This is a genomic window from Moraxella cuniculi (assembly GCF_900637105.1).
Taxonomy (GTDB): Bacteria; Pseudomonadota; Gammaproteobacteria; order Pseudomonadales; family Moraxellaceae; genus Moraxella; species Moraxella cuniculi.
Map to the genome: position 1 here is coordinate 958,412 of NZ_LR134343.1, position 18,417 is coordinate 976,828.

The following is an 18,417-nucleotide window of genomic DNA, read 5'->3' on the forward strand; positions in this document are numbered from 1 at the left end:
GACCACGCCCAAAGACCGCTTTATTTGCCGATGATGGCTTGTAGGGCGGATTTGTATAATCATAACGGCCGAGAGACTTAGGGTGGTAGCGATGTTTGTGAAAGGGGCGTTGGTTTCGGCAAGTCTAATCATGGCAATTGGCGGTCAAAATGCCTTTGTGCTAAAAAACGGACTGAAGAAAAACAATGTTTTTGCCGTCAGTTTGATTTGTTTTTTGTGTGATTTTTTGCTGATGACCATCGGCGTGCTGGGCTTGGGGTCAATATTGGCAACCAACAAATGGCTAAGTGGCGGATTGGCAATTTTTGGTGCGGCATTTTTGGGTGTTTATGGGTTTAATTCCTTTAAAAGCTCATTTGCTGGCAATGACTCATTGCTTATTGATGGTCAAAATCAAGTTTCTGACAAGCTAAAAACCACAGTGCTTGCCACTTTGGCGGTAACTTTATTAAATCCCCATGTGTATTTGGACACAGTGGTGATTGTTGGTGGTATCGCAGGGACGCTGGCATTTGAGCAGAAATTACAGTTTTTGGCAGGGGCGTTGCTTGCCTCATTTGTCTGGTTTTTTGGTTTGGGCTTTGGTGCCAGATTTTTGTTGCCTTTGTTCCAAAAACCAAAAGCATGGCGAATTTTGGAATTTGTTATCGGTTGTATTATGTGGTGGATTGCCTTTGGCTTGCTTGCTTTTGCCTATCGGTTATTCATCGGGCAGTGATGGTCAGCAATTTGCGAGGTTTAGATGTCAGCACAAATAATCAAAACAGCTTATAATCAAGCCATTTATACAGCACGCCAAGAAAATTATGAGCATAACACTGCCAGTTATTGGCAGCAGGCGATTGCTGAATATGAGCAGCAACCGATTACGCTTCTAGGCTTTGCCTGCGATCAGGGCGTGCAACGCAATCAAGGACGCATTGGTGCAAAGCACGCACCAGATGTGATTAAGGCCGCCTTTGGCAAACTGCCAGTCTCCAGCAAGCTATGGCGTGCTTTTGGCGAGGCGGTTTTGTCAGGTGGGCTGGTCGCTGACGCTGGCAATATTCAGTGTGCTGATGATGATAAGATTGCTGTGGATATTTTGGAGCAATGCCAGAGCCAGTATGCTGACGATATTTGCAAGATTATTTGCAGTGGCAGCTTACCAATTGCCATCGGTGGTGGGCATGAGATTGCCTTTGGCTCGTTTATGGGGCTTCATCGTGCATTGGCATTGTCGGGCAGTCAGGATAAATCCATTGGCATTATTAATCTTGATGCCCATTTTGATCTGCGTTGTGATAAATATGCAACCAGTGGCACGCCATTTTTGCAGATTGCTGATTTTTTGGCTCAGCATAATCGGGCGTTTCATTATTTGGCGATTGGCATCAGTGAGTTTGGTAATACTGCCGCTTTGTTTGATAAGGCGGAGCGTTTGGGCGTGCATATCATTGATGAAAATGCCTGTCATGAGCTATCTTTTGACGAGATTAAGGCACGGATTGATGCATTCATCGATGGCGTGGATGTGCTGTATTTGACGCTGGATCTGGATTGTTTACAAGCTGGCTTTATGCCTGCGGTCAGTGCGGTCAATGCCAAGGGGCTGGATGTGCATTTTGTTGAAAAATGCTTAATTCATGCCATCAAAAGCGGCAAAGTAAAAATAGTAGACATTGCTGAATTTAATCCCAATTATGATATTGACGGACGGGGTGCAAAGGTAGCGGCACGATTATTGGCTCAGATGGCACAGGCATTTTTATTAGAAAAAATCAAATAAAATTTAATCAAAAATAAACCATCATCTATGACAATAGACAAGACAGCATAGGGAGCATTTATGAGATTTGACACCTTGATTATCAATGCCAACCTTGCCACGATGAATGAAGAGTTTGGCTTTGGTCGTGGTACGGCTTATGGGGCGGTGGCGAATGCAGCTTTGGGCATTGTTGATGGCAAGATTGCATGGATTGGCAGTATGGCAGAGCTGCCCACGCACCATGCAAACGAGAGGATTGATGCCTGTGGTGGCTGGCTGACCCCTGCATTGCTTGATTGTCATACACATTTGGTCTATGCGGGCAATCGCAGTGATGAGTTTGAGATGCGATTAACTGGCGTGGATTATACAACCATTGCCAAAAATGGCGGCGGTATTTTATCAACAGTGCGTGCGACACGGCAGGCGAGTTTTGAACAGCTGTATGAGCAAAGCCTGCCCAGATTTCTGGCACTGGTTAATCAGGGCGTGGCGACCATCGAGATCAAATCAGGCTATGGTTTGGACTTAGACAGCGAACGAAAAATGCTCCAAGTCGCCAAAAAACTTGGCGAGGATTATGGCATTAGCGTACAAAAAACCTACCTTGCTGCTCATGCTCTGCCGCCAGAATACCAAGGCGATGCTGATGCTTATATTGAAAAAGTCTGCCAATGGCTGCCGATTTTGCACGCAGAAGGACTGGTGGATGCGGTTGATGCTTTTTGTGAAAAAATTGCCTTTACCATTGAGCAAGTGGCACGAGTATTTAAGGTGGCACAGTCCTTGAATCTGCCTGTCAAGCTGCACGCCGAACAATTGTCCGACATGGGCGGCAGTGGCTTGGTGGCAAGTTTTCGGGGGTTGTCTGCTGACCATATTGAGTATTTATCCAGTGGCGATATTGTCAAAATGGCGGCAGCTGATACGGTTGCGGTATTGCTACCGACTGCCTTTTATTGCTTGCGTGAAACCAAAGTACCACCGATTGATGAGCTGCGTAGCCATGCGGTAAAAATGGCGGTATCAACTGACTGCAATCCCGGCACATCGCCATCGGTATCGCTTATGCTTGCTATGAATATGGCTTGCACACTGTTTCGCCTAACCCCAGAGGAGGCGTTGGCTGGCACAACCATTCATGCTGCCTGTGCATTGGGGCTGCCAAATAAAGGTAAATTGGCGGTTGGCTGTGATGCTGATTTGGCAATCTGGCAGATAGACAGACCTGCGGATTTGAGCTATTTGATTGGACAAAATGTACTCAAACAGCTCATTGTTGCAGGCAAATCACGCCACTGATGGTTAATGCTTAAGATAATAAAGAACAGCTTATGGCTCTAGGCTTTTTGCAGCCATCGCCATGGTTGCAATGCACCCAGTGCCATACCAATTAGCCCAAGAAGCAAAGTGGTATCAATCATCTCGCCAAGCAGTGGCACGGCAAGCAGGCTGGCAATAAATGGTGCCAAATTGGCAATGCTGCCTGCCTGAAATACACCGATTTGTGCTACGGCTTTGGCATAGCTAATTGTGGCAATAATCACCACAAAAATACTATGAAACAGCCCTTGTATGACCAAATGCACTGGTTGATTGTTGGCAAAATTTGGTTCTACAAATAGCACATAGGCAGGAATGTATAAAATGGCAGACCATATCGCCACGCCACTCATGATGTGCCATGCGGAAAAATTCCATTGCCGTAATAAGACAGAAAATAGCCCCCAGCAAGCACCGCTTAAAATAAAAAACACATCACCGATGCCAAAGCGAGCATTGTCAGCAATCATCATCACTGCCATCAGCAGCAAGGTCGCCACAATAATCCCAAGACCGATGCCTGTGTGCTTGTCAATGCCTTGTTTTAGCACAACATAGCCTATCAGTGCGGCAAACAGCGGAAAAGTACCATTTAAAAACACCACGCCGTGTGCCACAGGGGCATAAAAAAATCCACTATAAACCAAAGTGCAATAGCCAATACTGCCAACCAGTGCCAAAATCAGCATCCGCCAGTCAAACAAAAACCGATAATCTTTTTTTAGCCACAAAATCGGTATCAGTACCAAGGCTGCTATGCCAAACCGCAACAGCAATACATCCCAAACTTGGATTTGCCAGTAGGCGTTCATGCGAGCAAGCAGCCCAAAACTGCCCCAAATGCACATGGTGATAATGGTGAATAAATAGCCTTGTTGGGTGGTGCTTAGGTGGCGAAAGAATTTCATGGCAAGCGGTTGGTAAAAAGCAGAGTGCTATTATATCACAAGCAAATTGGCGTACAAAACAAGCGTGCCATGAGAACTGTTTATAAAATTGGCAAAATTATGTTACAAAAATGACCAATGGGTCAAATTTGCCATTGTTTGGCGAAAATTTGCTTGTAATGGTTTACAAACTTGTCTGAAATGTGTATTGTATAGCTGTTGTTTGTTTTTAATTAAAAGAGGAAATTATGAAAATATTAGTTGCGGTAAAACGCGTTGTCGATCACAATGTCAAGGTGCGTGTTAAGGCGGACGAGTCAGGCGTGGAGCTTGCCAATGCCAAAATGTCCGTCAATCCTTTTTGTGAGATTGCCATTGAAGAAGCGGTACGCCTAAAAGAAAAAGGCATTGCCAGCGAAATTATTGCTGTATCAATTGGCACAAGTCAGGCAGCAGAGCAGATTCGCTCGGCATTGGCATTGGGGGCGGATCGTGGTATTTTGGTAGAAACTGACGAAAAAGCCCACCCACTGCAAGTTGCCAAAATCCTAAAAGCGGTTGCACAGGCAGAAGATGCCAAAATCGTTTTGCTTGGCAAGCAGGCGATTGATGATGATAACAACCAGACAGGACAAATGCTGGCTGCACTGATGGGTGTTGGTCAGGGTACTTTTGCCTCTCAAGTGGAAGTTGAGGGTGATGCAGTTAAGGTTACTCGTGAGATTGACGGTGGTTTGCAAACAGTAGCTTTGCCATTGCCTGCGGTGATTACCACCGATTTGCGTCTGAATGAGCCTCGTTTCCCAAAACTGCCAAACATCATGGCTGCCAAGAAAAAACCACTGGAAAACAAAACTCCAGCAGATTTTGGCGTTGATATGACCTCAAAATTACAAACACTCAAGGTTACAGCACCAAAAGAGCGTTCGGCAGGTGTTAAGGTAGCATCAGTTGATGAGCTGATTGGCAAGCTAAAAAATGAAGCACGCGTGATTTAATTAACAGATAATAAGGATAATTAAGATGACAATTTTAGTCTATGCAGAACACGACAACCAAGAATTAAAATCAGCAACGCTATCAACGGTTGCAGCAGCAAGCAAAATCGGTGGCGAGGTACATGTATTGGTGGCAGGCTCTGGCTGTCAGGTGGTTGCAGAGCAAGCTGCCAAGATTGCAGGCGTGAGCAAAGTTTTGCTGGCGGATAATGCCGCCTATGCCAATCAACTTGCCGAAAATGTCGCTTTGTTGGTCAAGGAGCTGGCGGTAAGTTATAACCATATTCTTGCTGCTGCAACCACCACAGGCAAGAATTTTTTGCCACGCGTGGCGGCATTGCTTGATGTGAGTATGGTGTCAGATATTACAGCGGTCATTGATGCCAATACTTTTGAGCGTCCGATTTATGCAGGCAATGCCATCGCAACTGTCAAATCCAGCGAGAGCATCATTGTGGTATCGGTGCGTGCAACGGCATTTGACCCTGTTGAATCAACAGGTGCAGCAGCGATAGAGAGCGTGCCGCTTACGCTTGATGCTGGCAAATCAAGTTTTGTCAAAGAAGAGCTTGCGGTATCTGATCGTCCTGAGCTTACTTCGGCAAATATCGTGGTATCAGGCGGTCGTGCATTGGCAAGTGGTGAGAATTTTGCCAAATATATCGAGCCATTGGCGGATAAATTGGGTGCGGCAGTCGGTGCAAGCCGTGCAGCAGTTGATGCAGGTTTTGTGCCAAATGATATGCAGGTTGGTCAAACAGGCAAAATCGTTGCACCAAACTTGTATATTGCTGTTGGTATCTCTGGAGCGATTCAGCATCTGGCAGGTATGAAAGATTCTAAGACCATCGTGGCAATCAACAATGACCCAGAAGCACCGATTGCTGCGGTCGCTGATTATTTCTTGGAAGGGGATTTGTTCAGCGTGGTGCCAGAGCTCACTGACAAGCTATAATATCGACAAAAACGCACTCAATTGGGTGTGTTTTGTTTTGGGTGTATTGATAGGGCTTGCTAATTATAATGCCCAAGCCAATCATTAAAAGCAAGGTTAATGTTGGGCAAATTGTCGCTGTCTTAGCATTTCATAAAAACAAACCGAGCCTGCAACTCCAACATTGAGGCTTTCTTGACCGTTGGGTTGGGGTAGGGCGATGGCGGTGGCGGTGCGTAAGAATATCTCGGATACGCCTTGACCCTCATGTCCCAGCACCCATGCGATCGGTTGCGTTAAGTTGTGCTGATAGATGACTTTGTCAGTATGGCTGCTGGTGGCGTATAGCGGTATTTTGACTTTTTGTAGAATGGCTTCATAATCGACTTGCTCAAAGATTGCCAAAGAAAAATGAGCCCCCATGCCAGCACGCAAGCACTTGGGCGACCAAAGATGGGCGGTGCCTGTAGTGCTGATGATGGTACTGATGCCGACAGCGGATGCGGTGCGAAGCAAAGTGCCAATATTACCCAAGTCCTGCAACCCGTCCAAAATCAGACAATCGCTGGTGATAACACCCAGTGCAGGCGTTGGTATCTCGACAATTGCCATGATATCAACACCTGTACCTAGGCTACGAATTTGTTTATAAACAGCGTCTGTGGCAAGGATAATCGACTGAGCAATCTGCTCAATTAGCCCAGCAACTTCAGGGTGGCTGAGTGCAGATTGACCGATGATGATTTGCTTTATTGTGAAGTTTTGCTTAATTGCTGCTTCTATTAAATGCACACCCTCAAGCACGGTCTGACCGCTTTTTTTGCGTATGCGATGCTGCGTAAGCAAGGCGGCGGCGTGCTTAATGGTTGGGTTGGCAAGTGAGCTGATTGGGGTCATGCCACTGTTCCATCTGCCAGTATGCCTGCTTTGGCGTGCAATTGTCTGACATATTCAACCTCTTGTGTCGCCCCCAGTACAACTGGAATCCGCTGATGAATATGCGTTGGTTGAATCTGCATGATTCGTTGAACGCCGTCTGTGCTGGCACCACCTGCTTGCTCAATGACAAAGCTCATCGGATTGGCCTCATACATGAGTCGTAATTTGCCTGCCTTGCCTGCAATCTTGGTATCAAATGGATACATGAACACGCCACCACGAATCAAAATCCGATGCACATCAGCAATCATTGCTGCCACCCAGCGAGTGTTATAATCTTTATTGCGTATGCCTGTATCACCTGCAACCAATTCATCAATATATTGCTTGATGGGTGCAAGCCAATAGCGATGGTTAGAGGCATTGATGGCGTATTCGGCTGTGGTTGGGCTGATGCGTACATTGTCGTTAATCAGCAGATAGGTTTGGGTATTTGGATCAAAGCTAAACATTGCCACGCCATTGCCCAAGGTCAGTGCAAGCATGGTGGAAGTACCATAAATAAAATACCCTGCCGCCAGCTGATTTTCGCCAGATTGTAAAAAATCTGCCTCAGTTGCTATCTCGCCTACGCGATGATACGGCAAAATAGAAAAAATCGTACCAACGGTCATGTTGATATCGATATTGCTTGAACCGTCCAAAGGGTCAAAGGTGATAAGTACAGTGCCGTCTTGGTTGGCAGGGCTGATTTCATCAAGTTCTTCGGAGGCGACGCCTGCACAGTTTGGGTTGCGAGTCAATGCCCCAAGCAGCAAATCATTTGAGATGACATCAAGTTTTTTTTGGACCTCGCCTTGTACATTTTCGCCACCTGCATCACCATGAATGCCAGCCAATGCACCTTTGGCAAGCAAGTGGCTGATGGAAATGCTGGCGGTTGCCAAGGTGGTGATGGTGCTGGCAACGGTGGCATTGGCGTGGTTTTGCAGATACTGAGCAAGTGTTATCATGATTTATCCTTATCATTAAAATTGGTAGGCTTGGTTGATATTAAGTTTGTTAAAAATAGCAAACAAAATCACCACCAAAAACAATGTCAGGGCTAAGGCTTATGGTGGTGTCAATCACGAGCCAATCGTGTGATAATGCCATATTTTATCATGATTTTATCAAGAAAACTTGCAAAATTGGCACTGTTTTTGTGGGGAAAAATTTGCTAAAATGACTTAATTTATTTTTTTGACCGCCAGTTGGCAATTTGGCAAAAACCATTGGCAAAGCAAGTTTTGTATTATTTCAGGTTTTGATCTAAGGAATTTACATGAATAATGTTCAGGCACGCCTCAATGCACAGCTGGCACAACCGCAGCTGGCACCTAATGATGGTATTCGGCATTTTTTGGGCGTGGAGGGTTTGTCGTGTCGCCAGCTTGAGAGCATTATTGACAAGGCGATGGGTTATTTTGATGCCAATGGCAGGCTGATAAATACCGATGAGCTGGCTGGTTGTACGGTGATGAACTTGTTTTTTGAGAATTCAACACGCACTCGCACGACTTTTGAGGCTGCCCAAAAACGACTGGGGGCAAATGTATTAAACCTTGATATTGCTCGCTCATCAACCAATAAGGGTGAGACCTTGCGTGATACGCTGTGGAATTTGCAGGCAATGAGTGCTGATATGTTTGTGGTGCGACACAGTGCCTCTGGTGCGGCACATTTTATGGCGACGCAGGTAACGCCAAATGTTGCCATTATTAACGCAGGTGATGGTTGGCACGCTCACCCAACGCAGGCAATGCTTGATATGCTTACCATCTATCGTGAGGCGAATAAGCCATTTCACCAGCTGTCTGTTGCAATCATTGGTGATATTAAGCACAGTCGTGTGGCACGCTCGGACATAGCGGCACTGCAGACTTTGGGCGTGGCGGATTTGCGTGTGATTGCCCCAAAGACCTTGTTGCCAAAAGGTATTGAGCGTTATGGCGTGCGTGTTTTTGAGGATATTGACAAGGGCTTGGCAGGCGTGGATGTGATTATCGGACTGCGTATCCAAAATGAACGCATTGGCTCACCGCTTTTGCCATCAACCAGCGAATATTTTAAGATGTATGGCATTACCGAGAGTCGTGTTCGCCTTGCCAATCCTTCGGCACTCATCATGCACCCAGGCCCTATGAATCGTGGCGTTGAGATTGCGTCTGCGGTGGCAGATGGGCCGCAATCGGTGATTTTAAAGCAAGTGAATAACGGCATCGCTGTCCGCATGGCGGTGATGGCGATGGCATTGGCAGGGCAAAAAGCCAGCAGAGCCAATTTGACCAATTAAGCTGCCAGCCTTAAGCGGTTTGTTCATTTTGCTGATAGCAACTGGCTGTGGTGATCGCCATCGTGCATTTTGCTTGGGTTTGCTGGTGGTAGAATGATACCAGTGATGATTGGGATTTTGCCAAATGCTCGCTTGGCTTATGGACTTGACAACCATCGGTTGATGCTTGATAAATTTTGCTCATGATAAGGATAAATATAAATGACTGTCTCAACAAAACAACACGCCTCTTTGACAAATTTATTGCCCAGCGATTGGCAATTTGACCAAAACCAGCTAGAAGGCGTGGACACGCAGGGCAAATGGCTAATACCGCCAATCGTGGATTTGTGTGCAAGATTAAGAGAGCCAGGGCATCAGTCGCATGGCACATTGGCAAGCGAAGGGCAGGCCGCCAGAGCAAATGGTATCTTGCACATTGTGCTGCCACCTGATACCGACCCTGTGCTAGAAAATGGCTCTTTATTAAAGGGCTTGCGTGAAAAAGCATTGAATGACGGCGGCGTGCATTTGCATATCTTGGGGGCGATGACAGCAGGTCTAAAGGGTGAGCAGCCTGCCAATTTGGCTGGATTAAAGCAAGGCGGAGCGATTGCTGTTAGTAATGCTGGGGCAGGTTTTGCCAACGATTTGGCATTATTACGCTGCTTGGAATATGCGGCGACTTTTGGCATTAAGGTATTTTTTTATCCTGACGAGCCAAGCCTGTCGCGTGGCGGTGTGGCACATGAGGGCTATATTGCTTCATTTCATGGGCTGCAAGGGATACCGTGGCTTGCCGAGACCATTGCTTTGTCCAAGCAAATTCTGATGGCAGAAGAAACAGGGGTAAGCGTGCATTTTAGCCAGATTACCTGTCGTACTTCGGTGGAGCTGATTCGCTGGGCAAAGCAAAAAGGGCTGCCGATTACTTGCGATGTTGCCATGCACCAGCTGCACCTGACCGATGATAATATTGAGGGCTATAATGCCAATGCCTATGTGTTGCCACCACTTCGCAGCAATACCGACCAAAAAGCATTGATTGCAGGTTTGCAAGATGGGACGATTGATGCGATTTGTAGCCATCATGAGCCATTGTCAATGAGTGCCAAGCAAGCACCGTTTGCCGAAAGCACAGCAGGCATTAGTAATTTTGATACCTTTGTGTCTTTGGGTTGTCAGTTGGTGGCTGATGGCGTGCTAACCGCCGAGCAGTTGATTGAAAAAATCTGCCTAAATCCTGCCAAGATTGCAGGCATTGATAACTATCATGCCATCGGTGGTGCGGTGCTGCTTGACCCAGAGGCGAATTGGACAGTGTCGGCAGAGACCATGCTGTCTGCAGGCAAAAACACGCCTTTTATGGGGCAGATATTAACTGGCAAAGTTTGCCGTGTATTTTTTGATTAATCATGATGCAAGCGATGACAAAGACACTGTATCTGTTCGTGCCTGCGGTGCGTCTTGATAGAGTATCAAAGGCGATTGCCACAGGTGTTGATAAGGTCATCATCGATCTGGAAGATACGGTTGCAGACAATGCCAAAGATTCGGTGCGTCAGGCGTTGCTGGATTTTGATAAGCAGATGACGCATCGTTATTGGTTGCGGATTAATGCCTATGACACGGCAGCTTACCAAGCCGATATCGCCTGCGTGAATGAGCTGGTGCAGCTAGATGGTTTGTTGTTGCCAAAATGCCAATCTGCCGAACAGGCGACACAGGTACATCAGCAGAGCCAAAAGCCCATCATCGCTATGATTGAGACAGCGACAGGGCTTGCCAATCTTGTGCAGATTGCACAGGCGACAGGTGTGCAGGCATTGAGCTTTGGTTGTTTGGATTTGGCACAGTCATTGGGGGTGCGTCCAGATTCGGCTGCTTATGCGACCTTGCTTGACAAAGTCCGCACGGATTTGTTGGTATATTCAGCCGCTTATGGATTGCAGCCACCGATTGAGACCATTTTTGTCAATTTTGCCAATGAGCAGGCTTTTGCCGACCGTGTGGCGTATTGGCGTGATTTTGGTTTTGCTGGGCAATTGCTGATTCACCCAAGGCAAGTGGCGATTGCACGGCGTGTACTGGCAGATGAACAGGATTGGGCATTTGCCGAGGCGATTTATCAAAGGCATGAACAAACAGGCGAAATTGCTTTTGCCATTGACGGCAAAATGGTGGATTTGCCCTTAATACAGTGGGCAAGGCGACTGCTTGACAAGTAGTTTGGGCGGTTTCGATTCATCTTTTGCGGTAAACTTCCCACCACTGATCCAACTTCCCTACACCATGTGCCAGTGGTAAATGCTGATTGTCATCACCACTTGGGGCTTGATGGCGATCAAGCCAATCTTTCGCTGGCTGATTGCCTGCCGTGATAGCTTTTTAATAAAATCTGACCGTATTCAAATCGGCAAATGCTTACTTTGTAGGCTTGGTTTTTGATGTCAATTTATGCGTTTGCCATACCGTCATGTTGGTAGCGGCTTTGGCAAGATGGTACTAAGCACGCTCACTGGTGATGGCGATGGCGTGATTAATGTCCGGCAAATTGTGCAAAACCATAAACAGTCTATCAATACCCAGTGCTATCCCACTGCAGACGGGCAAATCATCGCACGCATCAAGTAGGTTGTAATCAATGGGCATGGTGGGCAGATTTAGCTTGGCTCGTAGTGCATTGTCAGCTTGAAATCTCGCCAACAGCTCGTTTTTATTGGCAAGCTCATCATAGGCATTGGCAATCTCAATACCGTTGATATACAATTCAAATCGGCTTGCCACCAGATGCCCATTATTATCTGTGCTGATTTTGGCAAGGGCGGCAGTGGCAGGCGGATAGTCTGTGATAAGTGTCGGTGCCTCAAAGCCCAGCTTGGGCTCAACCAAATGGCTAAACAGTAAATCAAGCCAGCCTTGTCTATCTACACCCATATCCAGCCTGATTTTATGGTGCGTGGCACAGGACTTGAGTTCTGTCAGACTGGCGGAAAATGGGTGAATGGCGGCGTATTTTTCAAAAGCATCGGCGTAGCTTAGCTGTTGCAGCTTGATGGGGTGGTGAAATACCGCTGCCAGCAGCTCCTCTAGCTCACAAGCTAGCATCGCCAAGTCAAATTTTGGCCGATACCATTCTAACATGGTGAATTCTATATTGTGCCGCCCCCCTTGTTCATTATCACGAAATACTTGGCAAATCTGATAAATTGGCACTTGGTAGCTCGCCAAAAGTCGCTTCATGGCAAACTCAGGCGAAGTGTGCAGATAGCCTGTGTGCTTTTTGCCATGGTGATGAAAAAACGCCTGCACGGATTCGATATAAACATCGGTATTGCCAGCGTGCGACAAAATGGGCGTTGTTACCTCCAGTACATTTTTTGTCAGGAAAAAATGACGGATACTGCTGAGCAGTTGGGCTTTTTTTTGAGCATGAGCAAGACTTAGCGTCGGCATATAGGTGGTTGTCATAATGTTGGCTTTTGGGTTTGTTTTGATGATTAAAAAATCCATTCACGCCGCAGTGGATAGTTTTTGCGTAAGCGGTCAAAATCATCACCGCGCACACCATGGTGATTGATTGCCTGTAGCTTGGCAAAATCAGCTTCAATGTCATAAAAATTCTTAAGAATTTCTAAATTAAATTTATTTAATAGTTCATCAAAAAAATAAGGATTGGGGGGTAATAAAGGAGCAAGGGTTTGTTTGATTGGCAGTTCAAAATGCCGACAAAACGCTTGATAAATCATGTCCGTACCGCGAATTTTGCCCTCAAGTGTGTAGCCTGCAATGTGCGGCGTGGCAAGCGATACTTTTTTTAGCAATTCATCATCAATATGGGGTTCATTTTCAAATACATCTAATATAGCAGTTAAGTTTTTATTATTTATGGCAGCTAATAGGGCAGCTTGGTCAATCACCTCGCCACGGGCGGTATTGATAAGCAGGGCGTTGGGGCGAATGCGTGCCAATTGTTCATGGCTGATGAGCTTGGCAGTGGGGTGCGTGCCTGTGTGTGTCAGTGGTGTGTGAATGCTGATGACATCGGATTGTAGTAGCTGTTCAAAAGTGGCATTGTTGATGGCTGATGGTGCCAAAAATGGATCATACCCCAACACTTGCCAGCCGAGTTTGTTGGCATAATTTGCCAGTGTGCTGCCAATATTGCCAAGTCCAATAATGCCAAGCTTGATTGGCGTGTGGCGTGCCTCTGGCAAGGTGTGTAAGATGGCAGTGATGACATATTGTGCAACAGAATGTTTGCTGCAACCAGCGGCATTGGCGAAGCTGATGTTAAATTTTTGCAAAAAATCACCATCTACATGGTCTGTACCGATGGTTGCCGAGCCAACAAACTTCAAATTAAGGTGCGATATGTTGGCAAGGTTTTGTGCATTGATTGGCGTAACCGAACGAATGAGCAATGCATCAGCACGGTGCTGCTGTAGCACCTCGCCAGTAATATCGCGACCTGCCATCTTAATCAGGCGAACCTTGTGATGATTCAGATAGCTTTCTAGATGGCTGATATTTTCATCAGCAATGACGGTAATCATGATTTATCCTGTGGCTGCTCGGGATTATTTTTTGTGATGGCATCGTGGTCTAGGATTGGCGCAGGGTCGGTATCGGCAAGCAACGCCTCTCCGTCAGCAACCACAAAACCACTGCGGCGACTGGCAAAAATCTCGCTTTTGTGCTGGCTTATCCACTCTCGCCAGACCGCCAAAGCAATGGCAAGCACAACAGGGCCGATAAATAGTCCCACAAAGCCAAATGCCGTCAAGCCGCCAAGCACACCAATAAAAATGATGATAAAAGGAATTTTGGTGGCACCGCTGATGACGATGGGGCGAATCAAATTATCCACCCAACTGATAACCAAAATGCCCCAAACAGCCAAGCCAATCCCTTGCGTGGTAAAGCCTTGCGAAAGCAGCCAAAGCGAAACTGCACCCCAAGCAAAAGGCGTGCCAAACGGAATCATCGCCACCACAAAGGTGATGAGCGTGAGCAAAATCGGACTGGGGGCACCAGCAACAGCATAGCCGATACCAGCCAGTAATGCTTGAGCCAGAGCGGTCAAGCCAATGCCATAAACCACCGCTTGCGTGGTGCTGGCGATGGCGTTGATATAGTGATCAATGCGATCGCCGATGATATTTCGCATGGCTTGGCGGATTTGCTTGACCAAACTTAACCCATCACGATAAAAGAAAAAAACAGTCATCAATGCCATGCCGAGTTTGGCAAAGTTTTTCAAGGCGGCATCAAAAGCGATTTTGCCATAGTGCAAATGCGACTGAATCCAGTTGCGTACAGCTGCCATTGAACTTTCTGGGTCTTTGTTAATCTCCCAGAGTATGTCTTTGATTTGCTGACCGATGACAGGTAGGTTTTTGATATTTTCTGGCAAATCCACATAGCCTGCTTGTAGCCGTCTGACCGCCATGCTATAAAAATTCACTACTTCATGCTGCAAATAAATAACACCGATGGCAAGCGGAATGCCAATGATCAGCGTGATGGAGACAGTCATGATTAATGCACTTAAAGTGGGGCTAAGCCGCACTTTTTGGTGAAAAAATTGATACAAAGGAAAGGTAACATAGGCCAAAATCGCTGCCCAAATCGCAGGCGAGATAAAAAAACGCACCACTTGCAGGCACAGAATTACCAAAACTGCCAACAAAATAAATGCCAACAGTCGCTGCAGGACAATTTCTTTGCTCCACTGCTCAATCATAACTTGCCACCGAAAAATTTATTGTATTTTGCCAAAAATACTGTCATCTTGCAAATGACAATTTGATGAATATTATCGCACCAAGCGATTGAGTGCATTGGCAAAGGCAATTTTATCTTTGTCGCCATAGCGTGCTTGCTTGCCCATTTGGTTGGGGTTTAGTAGACCTGTGGCACGCATTGTATCCATAAAATCACGGGCGTTTAATTTGGATTTGATGGTGTCGGCAATAAACTCTTCGCCATGTACGCTTAGTGCTTTGGCGGATTTTGCCAAGACAGCATCTGCCAGCACAATGTCATTGGTGATAACCAAATCGCCCTTGCTGACAGCGTTGATGATGTAATTATCCGCCACATCAAAGCCATGAGCAACAACGATATTCGCCAAAAAGGGCGAGGGCGGTAGCCTGATGGGGTGATTGGCGACAAATGTACTCATCACCTCACAACGCAAGGCGGTTTTGATAATTAATGTCTTGGCGATGGCAGGGGTGGCATCAGCATCAACAAAAATCTGCACAAAGCACCTAGCAATTGGACTGCTGTACGATGGATTCAATGTGCTGATGGTCGGTGATTGATTCGCTGATGATGGTCAAATGCCCAATCTTACGCCCAGCTCGCTCGCTTTTGTGATAGTGGTGAAAATTCACCCCATCGGTTGCCAAGATGTCATCAAGGTTTGGGTATTTGCCGATGATATTGAGCATGACAGAGGGTTTGATAATGCTAGTGTCGCCAAGCGGCAATCCTACTACAGCACGAATGTGGTTTTCAAATTGGCTACAAGCCGCACCCTCAATGCTCCAATGTCCAGAATTATGCACGCGTGGGGCAATTTCGTTGGCGATCAGTTCTGATTTGCTGACAAATAACTCAAGCGTCAAGACGCCAACATAGTTAAGATGAGTTAAAATTCTCTCAATGCTTTTTTGGGCTTGTTTGTTTAAAATTTCGGCATCGACAGCAGGAGCGATGCTTTTGGACAAAATGCCTTGCTGATGATGATTTTCGACCAAAGGATAGAAGCGAACATCGCCATTTTTGCTACGCACAGCGATGATGGAGACTTCCCGTTCAAAATCAATAAACCTTTCGGCAATCAGTGGTGCTGGAGTGCTTGTCAAGCCTCCCTCGCCTGTGGTTGCACTACCAAGCTGCCCCCAAGCAGCGGCAATATCATCGGTTGTTTTGATGACAAATTGTCCCTTGCCATCATAGCCACCTCGAGAGGTTTTTAGCACCAATGGCAGACCAAGTTTATTGCATGAATCTTGTAGTTCTGCTAATGAATTAACCACACGATAAGGTACGGTGCCAATGTTTAGCTCGTCAAATAAGGCTTTTTCGATTAAGCGGTCTTGGGCGATTGCCAAGGCGTTTGGCGGTGGATAAATGCCTTGTTTTTGCTGATTTAATAATTCGGCGGTTTCTACAGGTGTGTTTTCAAATTCTAAAGTAAAAACATCGCAAGCGGCAATAAATGCCTCAAGTTGATGGCTTTTAAAAACCTGCCCATACAATCCTGCTGGCGGATTGTCCGCATCTTCCAAAAACACACAACGATGACCAAGTTTTAAGGCGGCTTGAGCCAACATCATGCCCAATTGACCACCGCCTAAAATGCCAATGGTTTTGCTGTTTGTATTGATAGCGGTGGTAGTCATAATTTATCCAAAATTTATCCAAAATAACAATGGGGCTATTATCGCATATTTTGCCATAAATTTCACGTCCAACATCAGTTGATGATGCCAGGGGTGGGGCTGTTTAACACAGTTTGGGTTTGTTGGCTGCGAAAATCGTGTAGTTTTTTGGCAAGGCTGCTGTCATGCAGTGCCAAAATCTGAATGGCAAGCAAGGCGGCATTGAACGCCCCTGCGGTGCCGATGGCCAGCGTGCCAACAGCGACACCTTTGGGCATTTGGACGATGGATAGCAAGCTGTCCCAACCGCTTAGTGTGCTGGATTTGACAGGCACGCCAAGCACGGGTAGGGCGGTTTGGCTGGCACACATACCGGGCAGATGGGCAGCCCCGCCAGCCCCTGCGATGATGATTTGCAAGCCTTTTGCTTGGGCGGATTTTGCATAATCAAACAATTTGTCAGGTGTGCGATGAGCCGAGACCACTTCACATTCAAAAGCAACACCAAAGTCTGCCAGCAGCTGTGCCGCCTCGCTCATGGTTGCCCAATCAGATTGAGAGCCCATAATAATGCCAACTTTTGCAACGCCAGCAGGGGAGGAGATGGGTGCAGGCTGGGTAGTAGTCATGTTTTTCCCTTAAAATTTCAAATAAAACAATAAATAAGCCAAGCTGATAAATTAGCACATTTGCACAAAAATAGCAATTTATCCAGCAGGCTGACCTGATTTTTGGCGTGTGATATTTGGTGGTTTGGCTAGTATCGTTTGTGGTTGATTGTTATCACGATACAAAATGGCACAATTTGGCGGTGATAAAATTGCACCGCCGCAGATGGTAGCCAAGAGATGTGCTTGCCAAAATTTGCCATAAGGAAGTTTAGCCACCTAAGTATTGGACAAATTTGTCATCGGATAATGTTGGGTTGTCGGTATCGAATTGATAAGCGGTCAAATGGCCTCCGCCTCCTGCAGAATAATCCGTGCAGACCACGCTGTCGGACAGTATCGTAGGCGTGCCTGTCAGCCAATAATGCCCGATAAAAGTCGGCTTGGTGTTATTTGCCCGAAATGGCGTTGTGATGACCATTGGCTGATTGTCGGCAGCTGGGTGTAGCATGGTGTTTGCACCCAGTTGGGCAGCGGCAGCCAATGGCAGTGTCTGCCAGTTTTCCAGCCACCATTTGACACGCGTGCGATGGCGTATGATTTGCCCATCGGTCAGCACCATGCCTGCGGGCAAAGCCACCTCAATGCCTTTTAGCAGATTTTCAATGGCGTGATATGGAGCAGAATCTGCCGTACTGCTCGCTATCACAGTGCGTGGATTGAGGCAGTTGTTGGCACTTAGGTGTGTCGTGAGCGTTTTTTGGGCATCGTTATCCCAGCAGGCATGCACAACTTGCAAATCTGGCAAATCAAGCCAAAGTGGCAACTCATACATTCGCTGCAGCCAATAAGTATGCGTCGCCGAGCCAAAGGGTGCTTCTGCCAAAAATGCTTGGTGCTGATGGGTGTTGCGGTCAGTGTGCGGACGACAATAACCGCCATCAGGGTGTGCTGTGGCGTAGGCGATAGCATTGTATTCATGGTTGCCCATCACAGCAAGGGCGACACCAGCATCAATCATGTCAAAGACGATTTGTAAAGTCTGCAATTGAGCAGGGCCTCTATCAATAAAATCACCAACAAAAATCGCCTGATGATTGGCTGGTGGTTGATAGTATTGCCCTTGATGGCGATAGCCCAGTTTCTCAAGCAGTCCGATGAGTTTGTCAGCGTGTCCATGAATATCGCCGATGATGTCATAAATCATAATATATCCGCTACCAAGTATAAGTGGTTAAATGATTATCCATGTGCCAGTTGGGTAATTGGTTTGGGCATGATTGCCAAATTGGCTTTATTAATATAGCACAATTGCTAAAGTCTTGACAAA

At 46.5% G+C, this 18,417-nt stretch carries 20 protein-coding genes; 8 read left to right on the forward strand and 12 right to left on the reverse strand.

Annotation, left to right across the window (positions count from 1 at the left end):
- The first annotated feature begins 91 nt into the window (after window positions 1–91).
- The 3 genes from EL162_RS04435 to hutI are packed head-to-tail and all read left to right on the forward strand — an operon-like array spanning window position 92 to window position 3,052.
- A complete protein-coding gene (locus EL162_RS04435) occupies window positions 92–718 on the forward strand; it encodes a LysE/ArgO family amino acid transporter (RefSeq protein WP_126330377.1) in 627 nt (208 codons plus the stop codon).
- A gap of 24 nt (window positions 719–742) precedes the next feature.
- Window positions 743–1,768 carry a formimidoylglutamase gene (gene hutG, locus EL162_RS04440; protein ID WP_126330379.1) on the forward strand — a complete coding sequence of 342 codons (1,026 nt, stop codon included), beginning with the start codon at window positions 743–745 and terminating at the stop codon, window positions 1,766–1,768.
- A gap of 60 nt (window positions 1,769–1,828) precedes the next feature.
- Window positions 1,829–3,052 carry an imidazolonepropionase gene (gene hutI, locus EL162_RS04445; protein ID WP_126330381.1) on the forward strand — a complete coding sequence of 408 codons (1,224 nt, stop codon included), beginning with the start codon at window positions 1,829–1,831 and terminating at the stop codon, window positions 3,050–3,052.
- A gap of 38 nt (window positions 3,053–3,090) precedes the next feature.
- Here the strand turns inward: hutI and EL162_RS04450 are convergent, their stop codons facing one another.
- A complete protein-coding gene (locus EL162_RS04450; protein WP_126330383.1) occupies window positions 3,091–3,981 on the reverse strand; it encodes a DMT family transporter in 891 nt (296 codons plus the stop codon).
- A 227-nt stretch (window positions 3,982–4,208) separates the two neighbouring features.
- Here EL162_RS04450 and EL162_RS04455 point away from each other — a divergent pair, with 227 nt between their 5' ends.
- A complete protein-coding gene (locus EL162_RS04455; RefSeq protein ID WP_126330385.1) occupies window positions 4,209–4,958 on the forward strand; it encodes an electron transfer flavoprotein subunit beta/FixA family protein in 750 nt (249 codons plus the stop codon).
- A 25-nt stretch (window positions 4,959–4,983) separates the two neighbouring features.
- Window positions 4,984–5,913, forward strand: coding sequence for an electron transfer flavoprotein subunit alpha/FixB family protein (locus EL162_RS04460; RefSeq protein ID WP_126330387.1), 930 nt, complete (start codon window positions 4,984–4,986; stop codon window positions 5,911–5,913).
- Between the two features lie 96 nt (window positions 5,914–6,009).
- Here the strand turns inward: EL162_RS04460 and EL162_RS04465 are convergent, their stop codons facing one another.
- The gene (locus tag EL162_RS04465) at window positions 6,010–6,789 is read right to left on the reverse strand and encodes a TrmH family RNA methyltransferase (protein ID WP_076554136.1); all 780 of its coding nucleotides are present in this window, start codon (window positions 6,787–6,789) and stop codon (window positions 6,010–6,012) included.
- Window positions 6,786–7,784 (reverse strand): class 1 fructose-bisphosphatase, encoded by a 999-nt coding sequence (locus EL162_RS04470; protein ID WP_126330389.1) that lies wholly within the window; start codon window positions 7,782–7,784, stop codon window positions 6,786–6,788. The genes EL162_RS04465 and EL162_RS04470 overlap by 4 nt, the downstream gene beginning before the upstream one ends.
- Before the next feature lie 311 nt (window positions 7,785–8,095).
- Here EL162_RS04470 and EL162_RS04475 point away from each other — a divergent pair, with 311 nt between their 5' ends.
- The gene (locus tag EL162_RS04475) at window positions 8,096–9,106 is read left to right on the forward strand and encodes an aspartate carbamoyltransferase catalytic subunit (RefSeq protein ID WP_126330391.1); all 1,011 of its coding nucleotides are present in this window, start codon (window positions 8,096–8,098) and stop codon (window positions 9,104–9,106) included.
- Between the two features lie 10 nt (window positions 9,107–9,116).
- Here EL162_RS04475 and EL162_RS09985 read toward each other — a convergent pair whose 3' ends face one another.
- Entirely contained in the window at window positions 9,117–9,290 is a 174-nt protein-coding gene (locus EL162_RS09985) for a hypothetical protein (RefSeq protein ID WP_158078418.1), read from the reverse strand.
- 47 nt (window positions 9,291–9,337) lie between these two features.
- Between EL162_RS09985 and EL162_RS04480 the strand changes: the two genes are divergently transcribed.
- The gene (locus tag EL162_RS04480) at window positions 9,338–10,498 is read left to right on the forward strand and encodes a dihydroorotase (protein WP_126331663.1); all 1,161 of its coding nucleotides are present in this window, start codon (window positions 9,338–9,340) and stop codon (window positions 10,496–10,498) included.
- 2 nt (window positions 10,499–10,500) lie between these two features.
- Window positions 10,501–11,313 carry an HpcH/HpaI aldolase/citrate lyase family protein gene (locus EL162_RS04485; RefSeq protein WP_227543435.1) on the forward strand — a complete coding sequence of 271 codons (813 nt, stop codon included), beginning with the start codon at window positions 10,501–10,503 and terminating at the stop codon, window positions 11,311–11,313.
- Window positions 11,314–11,590: 277 nt separating this feature from the next.
- On the opposite strand, the gene epmA is transcribed toward EL162_RS04485, so the two are convergent.
- The 8 genes from epmA to EL162_RS04520 form a co-directional block, all read right to left on the reverse strand.
- The gene (epmA, locus tag EL162_RS04490) at window positions 11,591–12,559 is read right to left on the reverse strand and encodes an EF-P lysine aminoacylase EpmA (RefSeq protein ID WP_126331665.1); all 969 of its coding nucleotides are present in this window, start codon (window positions 12,557–12,559) and stop codon (window positions 11,591–11,593) included.
- A 26-nt stretch (window positions 12,560–12,585) separates the two neighbouring features.
- Window positions 12,586–13,641 carry a 4-phosphoerythronate dehydrogenase gene (locus tag EL162_RS04495; protein ID WP_126330393.1) on the reverse strand — a complete coding sequence of 352 codons (1,056 nt, stop codon included), beginning with the start codon at window positions 13,639–13,641 and terminating at the stop codon, window positions 12,586–12,588.
- Window positions 13,638–14,831, reverse strand: coding sequence for an AI-2E family transporter (locus EL162_RS04500; RefSeq protein WP_076554143.1), 1,194 nt, complete (start codon window positions 14,829–14,831; stop codon window positions 13,638–13,640). Before EL162_RS04500 ends, EL162_RS04495 begins: the two co-directional genes overlap by 4 nt.
- A 72-nt stretch (window positions 14,832–14,903) precedes the next feature.
- Window positions 14,904–15,353, reverse strand: a complete 450-nt coding sequence (locus EL162_RS04505) for a YaiI/YqxD family protein (protein WP_126330395.1) — start codon at window positions 15,351–15,353, stop codon at window positions 14,904–14,906.
- 7 nt (window positions 15,354–15,360) lie between these two features.
- A complete protein-coding gene (locus tag EL162_RS04510; protein ID WP_375537707.1) occupies window positions 15,361–16,500 on the reverse strand; it encodes a 5-(carboxyamino)imidazole ribonucleotide synthase in 1,140 nt (379 codons plus the stop codon).
- A gap of 74 nt (window positions 16,501–16,574) precedes the next feature.
- On the reverse strand, window positions 16,575–17,108 hold the full coding sequence (gene purE, locus EL162_RS04515) for a 5-(carboxyamino)imidazole ribonucleotide mutase (RefSeq protein ID WP_126330397.1): 534 nt from the start codon (window positions 17,106–17,108) through the stop codon (window positions 16,575–16,577).
- Between the two features lie 78 nt (window positions 17,109–17,186).
- The gene (locus EL162_RS09990) at window positions 17,187–17,324 is read right to left on the reverse strand and encodes a hypothetical protein (RefSeq protein ID WP_170161417.1); all 138 of its coding nucleotides are present in this window, start codon (window positions 17,322–17,324) and stop codon (window positions 17,187–17,189) included.
- 34 nt (window positions 17,325–17,358) lie between these two features.
- Window positions 17,359–18,294: a metallophosphoesterase gene (locus tag EL162_RS04520; RefSeq protein WP_126330399.1), complete on the reverse strand. Its 936-nt coding sequence runs from the start codon at window positions 18,292–18,294 to the stop codon at window positions 17,359–17,361.
- Window positions 18,295–18,417: the final 123 nt, after the last annotated feature.